9 protein-coding genes are annotated in these 13,862 nt (G+C 60.3%); 5 read left to right on the plus strand and 4 right to left on the minus strand.

Features of this window, described 5'->3' with window-relative positions; genetic code table 11:
* The first annotated feature begins 53 nt into the window (after window positions 1–53).
* Window positions 54–884, plus strand: a complete 831-nt coding sequence (locus tag IZU87_RS12310; RefSeq protein ID WP_249330581.1) for a c-type cytochrome — start codon at window positions 54–56, stop codon at window positions 882–884.
* Window positions 885–939: 55 nt separating this feature from the next.
* On the plus strand, window positions 940–1,440 hold the full coding sequence (locus IZU87_RS12315) for a hypothetical protein (RefSeq protein ID WP_213114694.1): 501 nt from the start codon (window positions 940–942) through the stop codon (window positions 1,438–1,440).
* Window positions 1,441–1,527: 87 nt separating this feature from the next.
* Here the strand turns inward: IZU87_RS12315 and IZU87_RS12320 are convergent, their stop codons facing one another.
* From IZU87_RS12320 to IZU87_RS12330, 3 genes are all read right to left on the minus strand, one after another.
* Window positions 1,528–2,754, minus strand: coding sequence for a TauD/TfdA family dioxygenase (locus IZU87_RS12320; protein WP_213114695.1), 1,227 nt, complete (start codon window positions 2,752–2,754; stop codon window positions 1,528–1,530).
* A 128-nt stretch (window positions 2,755–2,882) separates the two neighbouring features.
* Window positions 2,883–3,974: a GlxA family transcriptional regulator gene (locus IZU87_RS12325; protein WP_249330582.1), complete on the minus strand. Its 1,092-nt coding sequence runs from the start codon at window positions 3,972–3,974 to the stop codon at window positions 2,883–2,885.
* 173 nt (window positions 3,975–4,147) lie between these two features.
* Window positions 4,148–5,539, minus strand: coding sequence for a sensor domain-containing diguanylate cyclase (locus tag IZU87_RS12330; protein ID WP_213114697.1), 1,392 nt, complete (start codon window positions 5,537–5,539; stop codon window positions 4,148–4,150).
* Between the two features lie 216 nt (window positions 5,540–5,755).
* On the opposite strand from IZU87_RS12330, the gene IZU87_RS12335 reads away from it, so the two are divergent.
* The 3 genes from IZU87_RS12335 to IZU87_RS12345 all read left to right on the plus strand — a co-directional run bounded on the left by IZU87_RS12335 (window position 5,756) and on the right by IZU87_RS12345 (window position 12,557).
* Complete coding sequence (locus tag IZU87_RS12335; protein WP_213114698.1) at window positions 5,756–8,233, plus strand: DNA polymerase II; 2,478 nt, start codon at window positions 5,756–5,758, stop codon at window positions 8,231–8,233.
* Window positions 8,234–8,375: 142 nt separating this feature from the next.
* A complete protein-coding gene (locus IZU87_RS12340; protein WP_213114699.1) occupies window positions 8,376–10,133 on the plus strand; it encodes a multidrug ABC transporter permease/ATP-binding protein in 1,758 nt (585 codons plus the stop codon).
* A gap of 360 nt (window positions 10,134–10,493) precedes the next feature.
* Window positions 10,494–12,557, plus strand: coding sequence for a TonB-dependent siderophore receptor (locus tag IZU87_RS12345; protein WP_213114700.1), 2,064 nt, complete (start codon window positions 10,494–10,496; stop codon window positions 12,555–12,557).
* 131 nt (window positions 12,558–12,688) lie between these two features.
* Here the strand turns inward: IZU87_RS12345 and IZU87_RS12350 are convergent, their stop codons facing one another.
* Window positions 12,689–13,855: a DUF1513 domain-containing protein gene (locus IZU87_RS12350; RefSeq protein WP_213114701.1), complete on the minus strand. Its 1,167-nt coding sequence runs from the start codon at window positions 13,853–13,855 to the stop codon at window positions 12,689–12,691.
* Between the last annotated feature and the right edge of the window lie 7 nt (window positions 13,856–13,862).

Genomic DNA, 13,862 nt, shown 5'->3' on the forward strand with positions numbered 1-13,862 from the left:
ATCCATTGATTTTGTGTTGTGTTGTAAATAAGGCGTCACTCTGGATCGTGTTGATGGCCGGCATTCGTCGGCCTTTTTTCGCTTTGGTTGACAGCCTTGTCATTGACTATTCTTGCCGTCTAAAAGGGGGCGACATGAAGAAATTATTGTTGGGGATGTGTCTGGCATTTATGGTGCTGCTGGCAGCAGGGGCCGGAGTCATTTACTCCGGCGTCGTCAGTGTCGCGGCAGATGAACCGCATGGGTCATGGGTCCATGGAATTCTTGAAACGGCGCGTGAACGTTCGATCGAAAGCCACGCGAGTGATATCGCCGCGCCACCCCTCGATGATGAAGCCATGAAAGTGGCGGGGGCCGGCAATTATGCATCGATGTGTGCCTCCTGCCATCTCGCGCCAGGCATGCAAGAGACAGAGCTCAGCAAGGGGCTTTACCCCAGTCCACCGAATTTTGTATCTTCGGATATGCATGGTGAGCCTGAAGAGCGCTTCTGGGTCATCAAGCATGGGATAAAAGCCAGCGGAATGCCGGCATGGGGCAAGAGCATGCAGGATGAATATATCTGGCAGATGGTCGCTTTCATGCAAGAGCTACCGGACATGAGTGCTGCTCGTTATACGGCTCTTGTGGCAGCAAGTGATGGTCATCAACATGGCGGAGGCGAGACTGCACAATCACCGTCATCGCATCATGACGATGACACCCGCCAACCACATCACGCCAAGGAAGCTGATGGACCTGCTGATTTACAAGACAGCCATGAGCGGAAGGGCAGCCATGAGCCGGAGGGTGACCATGAGCTGAAGGGTAGCCATGAGCCGGAGGACAGTGGCCGGGCTGAGGATCATCCTCACTCATCACATGATGCAGGGCATCAACATTGAGGCCAGGGTCATCGGAAGTCATCGGAAGTGACATACACGGCCAGCCGCAAACAACATGGCATGCTTGACCGGCGTGCAATGCCAGAGCCGGCCTCAGCTTGAAGAGGTGGTGCACGGCGACATTCTCGATGTGCTGGCAGAGACGCCGGCATCCTGCGTGGCGATCAGCTGTCGCATCAGTGCCAACTGGCAGCAGGGCGAGCAACTCGCGAGACTCGTCGAGGTGATTCTTCGTCATCCACGCCTGCGAATCGTGATCGATGCCTGTGATGTCGAACGTCTGCCGTTGTCCACGCGCATCGTGTCGGGCAGTGGTCGCCATCAACTGGCCTGGCAGACCCTGTCACGTCACATGCTGGAGCCGGAATGGGGCATGCATGCCGTCCACTGGCGGGGCGAGAAGCCTGATAGGCTGGCATGGGTCAGCGCCTTTGAACCTGCGACGCTGACCCGATGTCTTGCCCGCCAGTTGCCCGGTCATGAGGTACGCTGTCTGCCGGCCCTGATCCCGCAGGACCCCGGCTTCACGCTCGTCATCACGCCACGCACGCCCTGACGTCCCCGCACGTTCTCGTTCTCATGCCGGCCATCGGCGTGAGCTGATGTATGAGCCAATGCGCGAGCAGAGGCATGCCGTGCCGAATCACACCGCCTGGGTGGCTTCCTCGACCCGCTCGGCGCGTTCGGCACGCTTGAGCATGCGGTAGCGCGAGCGAACCTCATCACGTTCCAGATAGCAGCCCTGCAGCCAGCGCCTGCCGCTGTCGCCCTCGAAGGCATCGCGGGCGTGCAACAGGCGGCGATTGTCGAAGATGACCATGTCCCCCGGGGCATAGGTGAAGCGCATGGCGAAGCGCGGCTCACGCAGCATGCGTTGCAGCGTCATCAAGGCGTCGTAGGCGGCCTCGGTCTGCTCGAAGGGCGCCATCATCGGCCCGCGCAGGAAGTCGGCGATTCGTACCTCCAGCAGTTCTCCTGCCTGACCCAGCACGATCATAGGCGAATACCAGACATGATCGGTGTTGCGCGAGGTATTGGCGTAGCGCCAGTGCACCGTGGTGAGTGTCTGGTAGGCCTCGGGATGTTCTTCCTTCAGCGCGGTGGCGATGGCAAAGCCGTCCATCATGATGGCCATGCCGCCTTCCACCGTGTTCTCGAGGCAGTAGAGGCATTGCAGGCCCGGCTGGTATTCCCGGGTCGGCAGGTCCACATGCGGGGGCAAGGCGATGGAAGTGTAGGCATTGGTATCCGGATTCTGGATCGCACGGACATTGAAGAGGTAGCCGAAGTTGGTGGTGCGGATCGAGCCGATGCGCTCGGCGACCTTCTCGATGGCGCCTTCTTCGGTGGGCAGGTTGCGCAGCCGTACCAGGCCCTTGCCGAGCAGCTCATGCAGAGCCGGGTTCAGGATGGCAGCCTCGACTTCACTGCCGTGGTCGGCACCTGACAGGCTTGCGGCATCGATGGTCGGCGGCTGCTGCAGCTGCTCGCCGTGCCAGAGCGTCAACGGCGGCAGTTCCGGTGGCAGTGCGTCCTGATTGTCATAGTCATTGCCGCGCAGGAAGCCCGGATGGAAGCGCAGACGACGATCTTCTGGCGTGAACAGCACGCTGAGTGCGCCGTCCTCATCGATGCAGGCCTCGGCGATCTCCGGCCAGGCGGGAATCTGTGAGAGATCCAGAATGCGTTCGCGCGTCGCCGGATTGACGGTGGTGTCGTCCGCGGCGTTCTCGCGCAACCAGACACTGTGGAAACGGCTGACACGGCCATCGCTCCAGGTCACGCTCAGAAAGCGTGTCTGGGGGGCGACCTTCACGAGAGTTTCGTCAATCGGCCAGCTGTCGTAGTCGGGGGTGATCGGGAGCGCCATGGAGAGTCCTTCCTTGTGTCAGGTGAGCGATACCCTGACAGGATGGCAGCCGGAGACGCCGGCAACTGTGCCCGATTCGACATCGACTGTGCCTAACTCGACATCACGCAAGGGAGTGCGGACGTAGATCATCCCAGAGGGCGCGGTGGTTGACGACGTGCCTGGGTGGGAGTGATACCGAAGCGGCGCCGGAAGGCACGGGTGAAACTCGAGTGCGAGCTGAAGCCACAGGCCAGCGCGATATCGGTGACGCCATGGCGGGTATCATGAAGCAGACTGCGGGCATGCAGCAGGCGACGCTCTCCATGGTAGGCACGAGGCGTGCAGCCGAGTCCCTGCTGGAAGCGGCGCTCCAGCTGGCGCCAGGAGAGGCCGAGTTCCTCGGCGAGTGCCGCGATGCTGAGCGGGGCTTCCAGGGTGTTTTCCATGCGCGTGATCGCGCGCCTGAGCAGCGGATCGGCCAGATCGGCCGTCTGTTGGCTGATGCCGCGCTGGCGGCTGGCCGGCAGGCGGCCCTGATCGAGAATCAGCTGTTCGCGCACCGCCTGATAGAGCGCCTGGCCATGCTGCAGGCGGATCAGCTCCAGACTCATGTCCAGCGGGGCGCTGCCGCCGGCGCAGAAGAAGCCATCGTCACTGATTTCATACAGAGACTCCACGGCGTCGACCTCATCGAAGCGCTGGCTGAATTCCGGCAGGCTCTCCCAGTGCAGCGTGACCGTCTTGCCGGTGAGCAGGCCGGCGCGCCCCAGCACGAAGCAGCCGGTATCCACGCCTCCCAGCTGGCAGCCGCTGTGTGCCCGCTTATGCAACCAGTGCAAGGTGCGATCTTCCAGATAGGCTTCCGGGGCAAAGCTTGTGCACACCACCAGCTTGTCTACCGTGGGCAGCTCATCACGTGCCGTGTCCACCGGCAGCAGCATGCCGTTGGAGGCCTTGACCGACGCGCCATCCTGGCTTGCGAGTGTCCATTGATAAAGGCGCGCACCCCGCAGTCGATTGGCGATGCGCAGTGGCTCTATCATCGAGAACAGCGCGACCATCGCAAAGCCCGGCAGCAGCAGGATGCCGAGGTGATGATGGTCAGCAGGGGCAGGCGAGGCGAGGATGGCAGTCAAGGGCGCGATGCTGGTGGGATGGTCAGACAACACGCCGTCGTCACAGAGGCCGAGGATATTGGACGCATCGGGCGGCGCAGCGCTGGAATCGTGTGAAGGCATGAGAGTAGGCAACGACGACGTCGGGTGGTTCGGCACAAGGGGATGGGCCTGACCTTAGCGTGTTCGTTATCTGAGTGCGAGGGCTGACGATTGAGGAGCGGGCTTTCGCGCCTGACACCTGTCGCCCCTTGCGACTCCCTGATCAAAGCCGGCAACGGGCGACAAGTGGGGCATTACAGCATCTTGAGGCAGTTGCGTCCTGCTTCCTTGGCCGCGTACATGGCTTTATCGGCGCGTGCGATCAACTGCTCACGCGTGGCGCTGTCATCGGACTCCAGACAGGTCAGCCCGATACTCAATGATAGGGGCAGGCGTTGACCCTCGTACTCCACGACACTCTCCTTCATGCGTTGTCGTAGCAGGTTGATGCGGGTAGCCGAGTCACTGAGCAACGAGTTAGGCAGGATGGCCAGGAATTCCTCGCCACCCCATCTGGCGAGGGTGTCGCCGGGCAGCAGAATCTCTTCGGCGAGAACGCTCAAGTGTTGCAGGGCAAGATCGCCCGCGTCATGGCCGTGTTTGTCGTTGATCTTCTTGAAATGATCGAAATCCAGCAGTGCCACACACAGGGGGTGGTCAACCTCGGCGGTGGCAAGTGCTGCGATGTTGTCATCCAGCACTTGCTGGGCATGACGTCGGTTGTAAAGGCCGGTCAGCGGGTCAGTGATCGCGATATTCTCAAGCGCTTGATGCGCTTCCTGCAAGGCATTGATGTCATTGGCACGCGCGACTTCGTGGCCGGCCCACAAAGCGATGAGACGCACCAGCTCGATGTCCTGAGCCGTGAAGGGCGGCACCGGGTCAGGGCTCGAGAAGTTGAAGGTGCCGTAGCGCTCACCATCCACGATGACCGGTGCTCCGATGTAGGCTTCAAGATTGAAGTTGGCATAGCAGGGATGGTTGCGGATCTCGCTGCTGGCCACATGATGGAAGGCCTGGACGCAGTCGGCCTTGTAGACGTGATCGCAATAGGTATCGCTGAGCGAGAAGCTTAGTCCCGGTTCCAATAGGTCCTCTGGGTGGCATGCGCGCTGAACGACGTAATTTCCGCCTTCGATACGGCTGAATATGCCAATGGGGAGGCCAAAATGCGAACACCCAAGTTTGAGTAGCTCGTCGATACGCTCATCAAACCCTAGGTTGCGGGAGGACGTGATGGTGTGCAGTTTTTGCAGCATGTGTTCTGCTGTCACGCGGCGCGAGACATCGCGTATCAATCCGAACATGAAGAGATCATCACTGTCGGGGCCCTTGATCGGACCGCCAATGGTTTCCCCGTAGAAGAAGGTGCCGTTACTGCGACGATAACGAATGACTTTGCCTTCGCTTTCTGGTTTGGCATCCTTGCTGAAGCGTTCCTCGCCCTGATGAACGAATTCATCGCTGTTGGCGTAAAGCAATCTCGTCTGTTGACCGATCAATTCCTCGCGTGGGAACCCGAAGGCCTTCACTGCACTGTCATTCATGTAAGTGATACGGCGCTGATCGTCGGCGAACAAGATGATATCGTCAATCTGACCAAGCATTTGGCTCAGTAATTTTTGAATCATTTCAAAGTTTTGCATGTGACATGCTCCTTGAATCGTGCCGCTATCTTGGGGTACGCATTCTCTGCTGCAGTCATTGATCTTGTCGCTGTAAAGCCCGGACGATTTTTGCCAAAAGCTCAGGCTGCATGACGGATATAGTACTATTCAGATCTCATATTAACGTATGAGGATGTGGTCGCGTCTTGCTCTCATCCTGCCCGGCATTCGTATATTCAACGTAAAGGTAATGCAGTGCCAGAGGCCGCATCCGAAGATCCCCGCCAAGCTCCTGTACAACTTCATGGCTTCCTGCTGACACGCCATTGGCGGGACACGCCAGAGGGGATGGTGATCAGCTTCTGGATTCGCACAGAGAAAGGCGCCGTTCGTGTCGAATGTGCACCGCAGGACGTCGTCGCTTTCCTGCCGGCTGAACAGCAGGTTCTCGCACAGACCCTTGTCGGCTTTCAGGCGGGAGCCGAGCTGCGCCCCCTTGCGCTCGAAGATTTTCAACACCGTCCTGTGGTGGGGCTCTACTGCCGTGAATACCGCACGCTGTTGCAGCTGACTCGTCGCCTGAAAGCCATCGGCGTCGATGTCTATGAAGCGGATGTGCGCCCGCCTGATCGCTACCTGATGGAGCGTTTCATCACGGCAGGCGTCACGGTACGCGGCGAGCGAAAACCGGATGGCAGCCTGCTTGACGCCCGGCTGGTGCCGCTTGACGGCTATCGCCCTCCGCTGCGCTGGGCATCGCTGGACATCGAGACCGATGCCCAGGGCAATCTGTATTCCATCGCGTTTGAGGGCTGCGGGCAGCGTCAGGTGTACATGCTGGGCCCTCCCAATGGTGAGGAGAACGCCAGCCGCGATTTCTCGCTGGAATACCGCGATAGTCGACGTGAGTTGCTCCAGGCGCTGATCGACTGGATGGCCCTGCATGACCCTGATGTCATCATCGGCTGGAATGTCATCCAGTTCGATCTGCGCATGCTGGTCCGGCTGTCAGAGGCTGAAGGCCTGCCCCTGCGACTGGGACGTGATGGCGGCGTGATGCAGTGGCGGTCACATTCCCGTCAGGACGACCATTTCTTCGCCGAGATCCCCGGCCGCTGGGTGGTGGATGGCATCGAGGCGCTCAAGTCTGCCTTCTGGCATTTCGAGTCGTTCAGCCTCGAGAATATCTCGCGAGAGCTGTTGCAGGAAGGCAAGGCCATTGATGACCCCTATGGCCGGCTGGACGAGATTCTGCGCATGTTCGCCGAGGACAAGCCGTCTCTGGCGCACTACAACCTCAAGGATTGCGAGCTTGTCACGAGTATCTTCGCGAGGACGCGGCTGATGGAGTTTCTGCTCGCGCGGGCCAGTGTCACCGGACTTGAGACGGATCGCAGCGGTGGCTCGGTGGCTGCCTTCACGCATCTGTATCTGCCGAGATTGCACCGGCAGGGCAAGGTCGCGCCCAACCTGGGGGACGTAGTGGGAGAGGACAGCCCCGGCGGCTTCGTGATGGACTCCCGGCCCGGCCTCTATGACTCGGTGCTGGTGCTGGATTTCAAGAGCCTGTATCCCTCCATCATCCGGACGTTTCTGATCGACCCGCTGGGGCTGATCGAAGGTCTGCGTGAGTCGAACGTGACCGCTGAAGATACCGTCCCCGGCTTTCTCGGCGCGCAGTTCTCACGCGACAGGCATTGCCTACCCGCCATTGTCGCGGATATCTGGCAGGCGCGGGACGTTGCACGTGCGGCGGGCGATGTGCCGCTGACCCAGGCACTCAAGATCATCATGAATGCCTTCTACGGAGTGCTGGGGTCACGCGGTTGCCGATTCTTCGACCCGCGTCTGGCCTCATCGATCACCCGCCGTGGCCACCAGATCATCCAGCAGACAGTCGGGTTGATCGAGGCGCGCGGCTACACCGTCATCTATGGCGACACCGATTCCACCTTCGTGTGGCTTGGCAGTGCGCATGACGAGGAGAAAGCCGCTGAGATCGGCCGTGAACTGGCAGCCCATGTCACGGACTGGTGGCGACAGCATCTCAAGGAGACGCTGAATCTCGAAAGTGCATTGGAACTTCAGTTCGAGACCCATTATCAGCGTTTCGTGATGCCGACCATTCGTGGCGCCGAGGAGGGCAGCAAGAAGCGCTACGCCGGGCTGCAGCACAAGAGTGGTACGGGTGACGGGAAGACTGACCAGACAGAGCTGGTGTTCAAGGGGCTTGAATCCGTACGCTCTGATTGGACGCAACTTGCCAAGATATTTCAGCAAGGACTTTATCGTCGCATCTTCGAAGGCCAGCCCTATCAGGATTACCTGAAAGGCTATGTGCAGGACTATCTGCAGCGTCATGTCGAGAATGAACGGCTCGGAGAGGGCCCGACATCTGCACGACAGCTTGCCGATATCGAAGCGCTGACCTATCGCAAACGTCTGCGGCGCAAGCTCGACGACTATCAGCGCAATGTGCCGCCTCATGTGCGCGCAGCGCGCCTGGCAGATGACGAGAACCGCCGGCGCGGACTGCCACTGCGCTACCAGCGCGGAGGTTGGATCCGCTACGTGATGACCACCGCCGGACCAGAACCGATCGAGTATCTGCGCTCACCCATCGATGTGGAGCACTACCTCAGCCGTCAGCTGAAACCGATCGCCGATGGGATCCTGCCGTTCGTGGGAGATGATTTCGATCGTCTACTGGATCGTCAGTTGTCGCTATGGTGACGCTTGTTACGTAGTGATAATCCTTCTCATTATTTCTTGCATTAATGTACGTTCGACGTAAGATCCTCTCTCGGTGCAGCCATCAGGCCTGCGCAGCAGTCTTGTGATGGCGATCAGATCGCCAGAATGTCCGGGAGCAGGTGTGACGTTATTGAAAGTGGTTCTTGCCCATTATCGCTGGTCCTTTGTTGGCGTGATGTTTCTCAGTCTTGCCAGCGCGGGACTGGGTATCGGTGTCATCGCCTATATCAACCAGCGACTCATCACACATGCTGATTCCGCCCCCCTGGATCAAGGGCTTGCGGCCCATGTCGGGGTGCTTCCGGAGTTTCTCGGACTGATTCTGCTGTTGCTGGCGATCACCCTGGGGGCACAGCTGGCGTTGACGACGCTGGGGCATCATTTCGTGCACGGACTGCGCGGGCGTCTGGTCAAGCAGATTCTCGATACCGATATCGAGCGGCTCGAGCAGCTGGGCAGTGCCAATCTGCTGGCGAGTCTGTCCAGTGACATCCGCAACATCACCCTGGCGTTCGTGCGCCTGCCGGAACTGGTGCAGGGCATCGTGCTGACCCTGGGGGCCGTGTTCTATCTTGGCTGGCTATCCCCCGGCATGATGCTGGTCACTGCCATCTGGGTGACCTTGACCATCATGGGGGGCAGCTGGCTGGTCACGCGAGTCTATCGCCACCTGGCCGAGGTGCGAGAAGCGGAGAGTCGCCTTTACGCCGACTATGAGGCGGTCATCGATGGGCGCAAGGAACTGGCGCTCAATCGACCCCGTGCGCGTGACTATTTCGACACCCGCTACAGCGTCAATGCCCGCGAGTATCGTCACCACGTCGTGCGTGCCGATACCTACCACCTGAGCGCCGTCAACTTCTCCAATATCATGATGCTGGGTGCCATCGGCATCGTCTTCTATCTGGCCAATGGTCTGGGGTGGGCCAGTGGTGAGGTCGCCGCGACCTTTTCCCTGACGCTTCTCTTCCTGCGCACCCCCCTGATTCAGGCAGTGGGTGCATTGCCGACTCTGCTGGGAGCGGATGTGGCCTTCGCCAAGCTGCGCAAGCTGGCATTGGCTCCGGTCAACGTCGATTTCGCGTCTTCTCAAGATGTGCAGCCTCAGGCACAGGCATCAGCCGCAGACACGTCGGCCGAGTCTGGCTGGCAGACCCTGAGTCTGCAGAGTGTCTGCTTTCGCTATGGTAGTCACGAGAATAGCGAGCGCAGCGCACAGCAGCACGATCAACAGGCCTTCTCGGTCGGCCCACTGGATCTCACCCTCAGGCGCGGTGAGCTGGTGTTTCTGATCGGCGGCAACGGCAGTGGCAAGTCGACTCTGGCCAAGCTCTTGACCGGTCTCTATCAGCCGACATCAGGCTCACTTCTGCGCGATGGGCGCCCGATTCAGGCGCAAGAGCGGGAAGGTTGGCGTCAGCAGTTCTCGGCAGTCTTCACCGATTTCCATCAGTTCGATCGTCTGCTGGGGCCGACCGGCGAGCCGGCGGACCCGGCACTCATCGCACAGTGGATGGACTATCTGCAGATGCGAGAGAAGCTGATGCTGGACGGAAATCGCATCGTCAATACGGAGCTGTCGCAGGGACAACGCAAGCGACTGGCGCTGTTGATGGCCGTGGCCGAGTGTCGTGACATCCTGCTGCTGGATGAATGGGCGGCAGATCAGGACCCGCAGTTCCGTCGTATCTTCTATCGTGATCTGTTGCCGCGTCTGCGCGAGATGGGCAAGACGGTCTTTGCCATCAGTCACGATGATCATTATTTCGAGCAGGCGGACCGATTGTTCGAGATGCGTGCCGGCAAGCTGCAGGAGTTGTCGGGCGCCCAGCGTGATCGCATCAGTCAGGATGCCGTCGCGCGTCTGGATGAAGCCTGAAACAACTCGTTCGGGCTGGCGGAAGGGGCGGCTGCGGGATGCCGCGGTCGCTCATTTACGCCGACATCACCAGACAGGCAGTGGCAGGACGTGAGCCCAGGAGCCGGACTCATGTGGTGGGCCAGGGAGGATACCCACGGCAGCAGGCTTCACGACTTACGCTGCTGCAGTGTGGTGACACGCGCGATTCTCGGGATTGCAGGCAGGATATCCATGAAATGGCGGGCCATCATGATCGATGAAAGATAAATACGAATCATCCTGATTCAATTCCGTATTCGATATCAGCGTGCCAGTCAGAGACGCCTCGAGACGGGAGGGGAGATTGACCACACAACGATCTTTGCAAGGGAACACGACATGTCCAGACATCCAACATCACGCCAGACACCTGTCCGGCCGGCACTCGCCCCTCTGTCGCATGCCATACGGCTCTGCCTCGCGGCAGGGCTCCTGTCACACTCCGCCAGCGTGCTGGCCGACGAGACCGATGACACCATGGTCGTGGTTGGCACGGCACTGAAAGTCGATGCGCCGCTGGTGGAGACGCCGCGTCCGGTCTCGACGGTCAATCGCGAAGAGCTCGACACGCGCAACGTCCAGCAGCTCGATGAAACCTTCCGCTACCGTGCCGGCGTCCTGTCTGGCCACTATGGGTCGGACAACAATACCGATTGGTTCAAGGTGCGAGGCTTTGATCAATCCACCTATCAGGATGGCCTGCGCATCTACCGTGAAGGCTTCTATCAGTGGTTGCCGGAGACCTGGGGGCTGGAGCGCGTCGATCTGTTCAAGGGGCCTTCTTCCATCCTTTACGGGGAGGCGCCTCCCGGCGGATTGATCAACGCCATCAGCAAGCGCCCCACCGATGAGCCGCAGAGCGAGATTCAGATTCAGGTCGGCAATCGCGGTCTGCGCCAGACGGGGCTCGATACCAGTGGCTATCTGAGCGATGACGGTGACGTACGCTATCGGCTGGTCGGGTTGTATCGCGAACGTGATGGGGATCTCGATCACACCGAGAACGAGCGCTACTACTTCGCGCCGAGCCTGACCTGGGACATCTCGGATGCAACCCAGCTGACGCTGCTCGCCAGCCTCCAGAAGGATGATGGCGTGCCCACCAATGCCTTCAAGCTGGCCTATGGCACCGTGGACGATACACCGTTCGGCAAGGTGGACCCGCAGACCAACTACAGCGAGCCGGGGTATGACAAGGATGAGCGTACCCAGACCTCCCTGGGCTATGAGCTGCGCCACCAGCTGAACGACACCTGGGCGCTGGAGCAGGATTTTCGCTATAGCCAGCTGGATCTCGACCTGATCAGCAGCTACATCCTCTCTCAGTCCTCGGCGCGCGAGGGACAGCGGGGGCTGCTGTATCGCGAAGGCACCATCGACAGCTATACCGTCGACAACCGTGCCATCGGCAAGTGGTATGGCGAGCGCACCGAGAACACCTTGCTGCTGGGTGTGGATTATCAGAATCTGAGCCTGTCGGGCAAGGAAGCGGATGACTATGCCTTCGGCGATCCGATCGATCTGTTTGACCCGCGATATGGCAATTACACCGCCTTGAGCGATGACCAGATCACGCGGCGCGATATCGACAAGGAGCAGATCGGCATCTACGTGCAGGACCAGCTGCGTATTGACGACAAGTGGGTGCTGCTGGCGGGGGTGCGCTACGACCAGGCCGAGACCGTGAATGCCAGTGACGCAGAAAACCAAGACCAGCGTTCTGATGATGACGAGATCAGCTGGTCGGGCGGGGTAATGTACCTGAGTGACTTCGGTCTCAACCCCTATCTGAGCTATACCGAATCCTTCGAGCCGATCAGCGCTGTCGATAATGGCGGCTCATTGTATGAGCCTCGCGAAGGTCGTCAGTGGGAGCTGGGCGCCAAGTACCAGCCCGCCGGCTGGGATGGCTACGTGACGGCGGCTGTCTTTGACCTCACCGAAGACAATACGCTGGTTACCACCGGTGGTTTTCAGGTGCAGGAGGGCGAGCGTCAGTCGCGGGGCTTCGAGCTGGAAATGGTCGGTTATCTGACGGACCATCTCAAGCTGACCTCGGCCTATACCTATACCGATGCGCGTCTGGAAGACGATGTGCGTGCCCCGCTGATACCGCGCCACCAGGCCTCCAGCTGGCTGGATTACGCCTTCGAGCATGGTGCCCTGGAGGGGCTGCGTCTTGGGGCGGGTGCCCGTTATGTCGGTGAATCGGTGGATGGGGATACCACCGTGTCCGACTATCTGCTGTTCGATGCGATGGTGGGGTATGACTTCACCCGCGAGCTGAGCGCTCAGGTAAATGTCAGCAACCTCACCGACAAGGAATATGTCGCCAGCTGCAGCTACTGGTGCTACTACGGGGAATCCCGCAGCATCATCGGCAGTCTGAGCTATCGCTTCTGATCCCTTGCGCCTTTGCATCATGTCCTGTTGAACGACAACGCCCCGCAGGCAGCAGCCTGCGGGGCGTTGTCGTGTCTGGCCGGGTGTCACCTTCCTTCCCGTCATGGGGTGCTGTTGTCCCCGGTAACGTCCTACATCAACGCCAGATGATTGTCCCAGTGGGTATTGGCCAGGCGCACCGGCCCCATTGCCGGCAGGCCCTCCTCATCGATCAGCAGCCATTCCCCGCGTCCATTGCTGACCACGAAACCTGCGGGGGTCTCCTGCGTCACCGGTACCGCCAGCACCCCGGCGCAATCGGCAAAGTCCAGCGTGGTCTCAAGTTCACCTGCTGCAAGATTCCACAGCGTGATCAGATTGCCGCGCGGTGCGGTCGCCACGGCCAGGTGACCCTGGGGGGCGATGGCGATGCTCGCGATGTATTGCTTGAACTGCGGGACGTATTCCTGTGGCAACGGCAGCTCCTGCAAGCGGTCACTGCTGGGGTGCTTCACCACCACCAGGGGGTGATGGTCCGAGGCAGGCCCCTGATACTGATACCCCGCGACGATGGTGCCATCACGGCTGACATCCAGGTGTCGCAATGACAACTGGTGATGCGATGGCTCGCCTTGCCAGCGAATCTCGCCCGAGACGTGATCCAGCAGCGTCAGGTTGGGCTGCATCGTGTCCAGATTGAGCTTCACGCGACCGGTCTCCGGGCGCGTGAGAATTCCGCCATTGGCGATGATCAGCTGCTGGCCATCCGGGTGCAGACGAATCTCGTGCGGGCCGATCCCGCCACTGGCGAACTCGCCGATTCGCGTGAAGTCTCGATTCACGTCGTAGATGCCGATGCGGCCTTCTCCGGGCGCGATGGCATTCTCGGTGGTGTAGAGCAGACCACCGTCCGGGCTGAAAACGCCGTGCCCATAGAAGTGGCGGTCTTGTGCGGCCTCTATGCGTGCGATCCGCTCACCGCTATCCAGGTGGAAGATGTTAATTTCCGTTCCGGGACGCCGTGAGAAGATCAACGCCCACGGCTTGTAAGGGTGACGAGTGGCACCGTGGGCGCGCTGGCGTATCGGCTGGCGCCAGCGCTCCACTCCCTGATAGCTGGTGCAGCTGGCAAAGTGCTGCCCCGTATCATCATCACATGCCGAGATCGCTACCCCGAGTGGCTTCCGCCCCTGGGCGCTGGCGGCATTGTTGCCGCCCGCCACGGCCATGCCGCCGGGCAGGCTCATCAGTGGCGTGCAGGCCAACGCCTTGATCAGCCGACGGCGCTGACGTGCCTGCGCAGCATGGGTATCCAGCATGCTGTGT

Origin of the sequence: Cobetia sp. MC34 (assembly GCF_018340035.1) — a bacterium.
GTDB classification, from domain to species: domain Bacteria; phylum Pseudomonadota; class Gammaproteobacteria; order Pseudomonadales; family Halomonadaceae; genus Cobetia; species Cobetia amphilecti.

Excerpts from the sequence above, each read along its gene's own strand:
- IZU87_RS12315 (WP_213114694.1), top strand. The coding sequence starts at position 940 with ATGGCATGCTTGACCGGCGTGCAATGCCAGAGCCGGCCTCAGCTTGAA.
- IZU87_RS12350 (WP_213114701.1), bottom strand. The coding sequence starts at position 13,855 with ATGCTGGATACCCATGCTGCGCAGGCACGTCAGCGCCGTCGGCTGATC.
- IZU87_RS12320 (WP_213114695.1), bottom strand. The coding sequence starts at position 2,754 with ATGGCGCTCCCGATCACCCCCGACTACGACAGCTGGCCGATTGACGAA.
- IZU87_RS12325 (WP_249330582.1), bottom strand. The coding sequence starts at position 3,974 with ATGCCTTCACACGATTCCAGCGCTGCGCCGCCCGATGCGTCCAATATC.
- IZU87_RS12310 (WP_249330581.1), top strand. The coding sequence starts at position 54 with ATGGCCGGCATTCGTCGGCCTTTTTTCGCTTTGGTTGACAGCCTTGTC.
- IZU87_RS12345 (WP_213114700.1), top strand. The coding sequence starts at position 10,494 with ATGTCCAGACATCCAACATCACGCCAGACACCTGTCCGGCCGGCACTC.
- IZU87_RS12330 (WP_213114697.1), bottom strand. The coding sequence starts at position 5,539 with ATGCAAAACTTTGAAATGATTCAAAAATTACTGAGCCAAATGCTTGGT.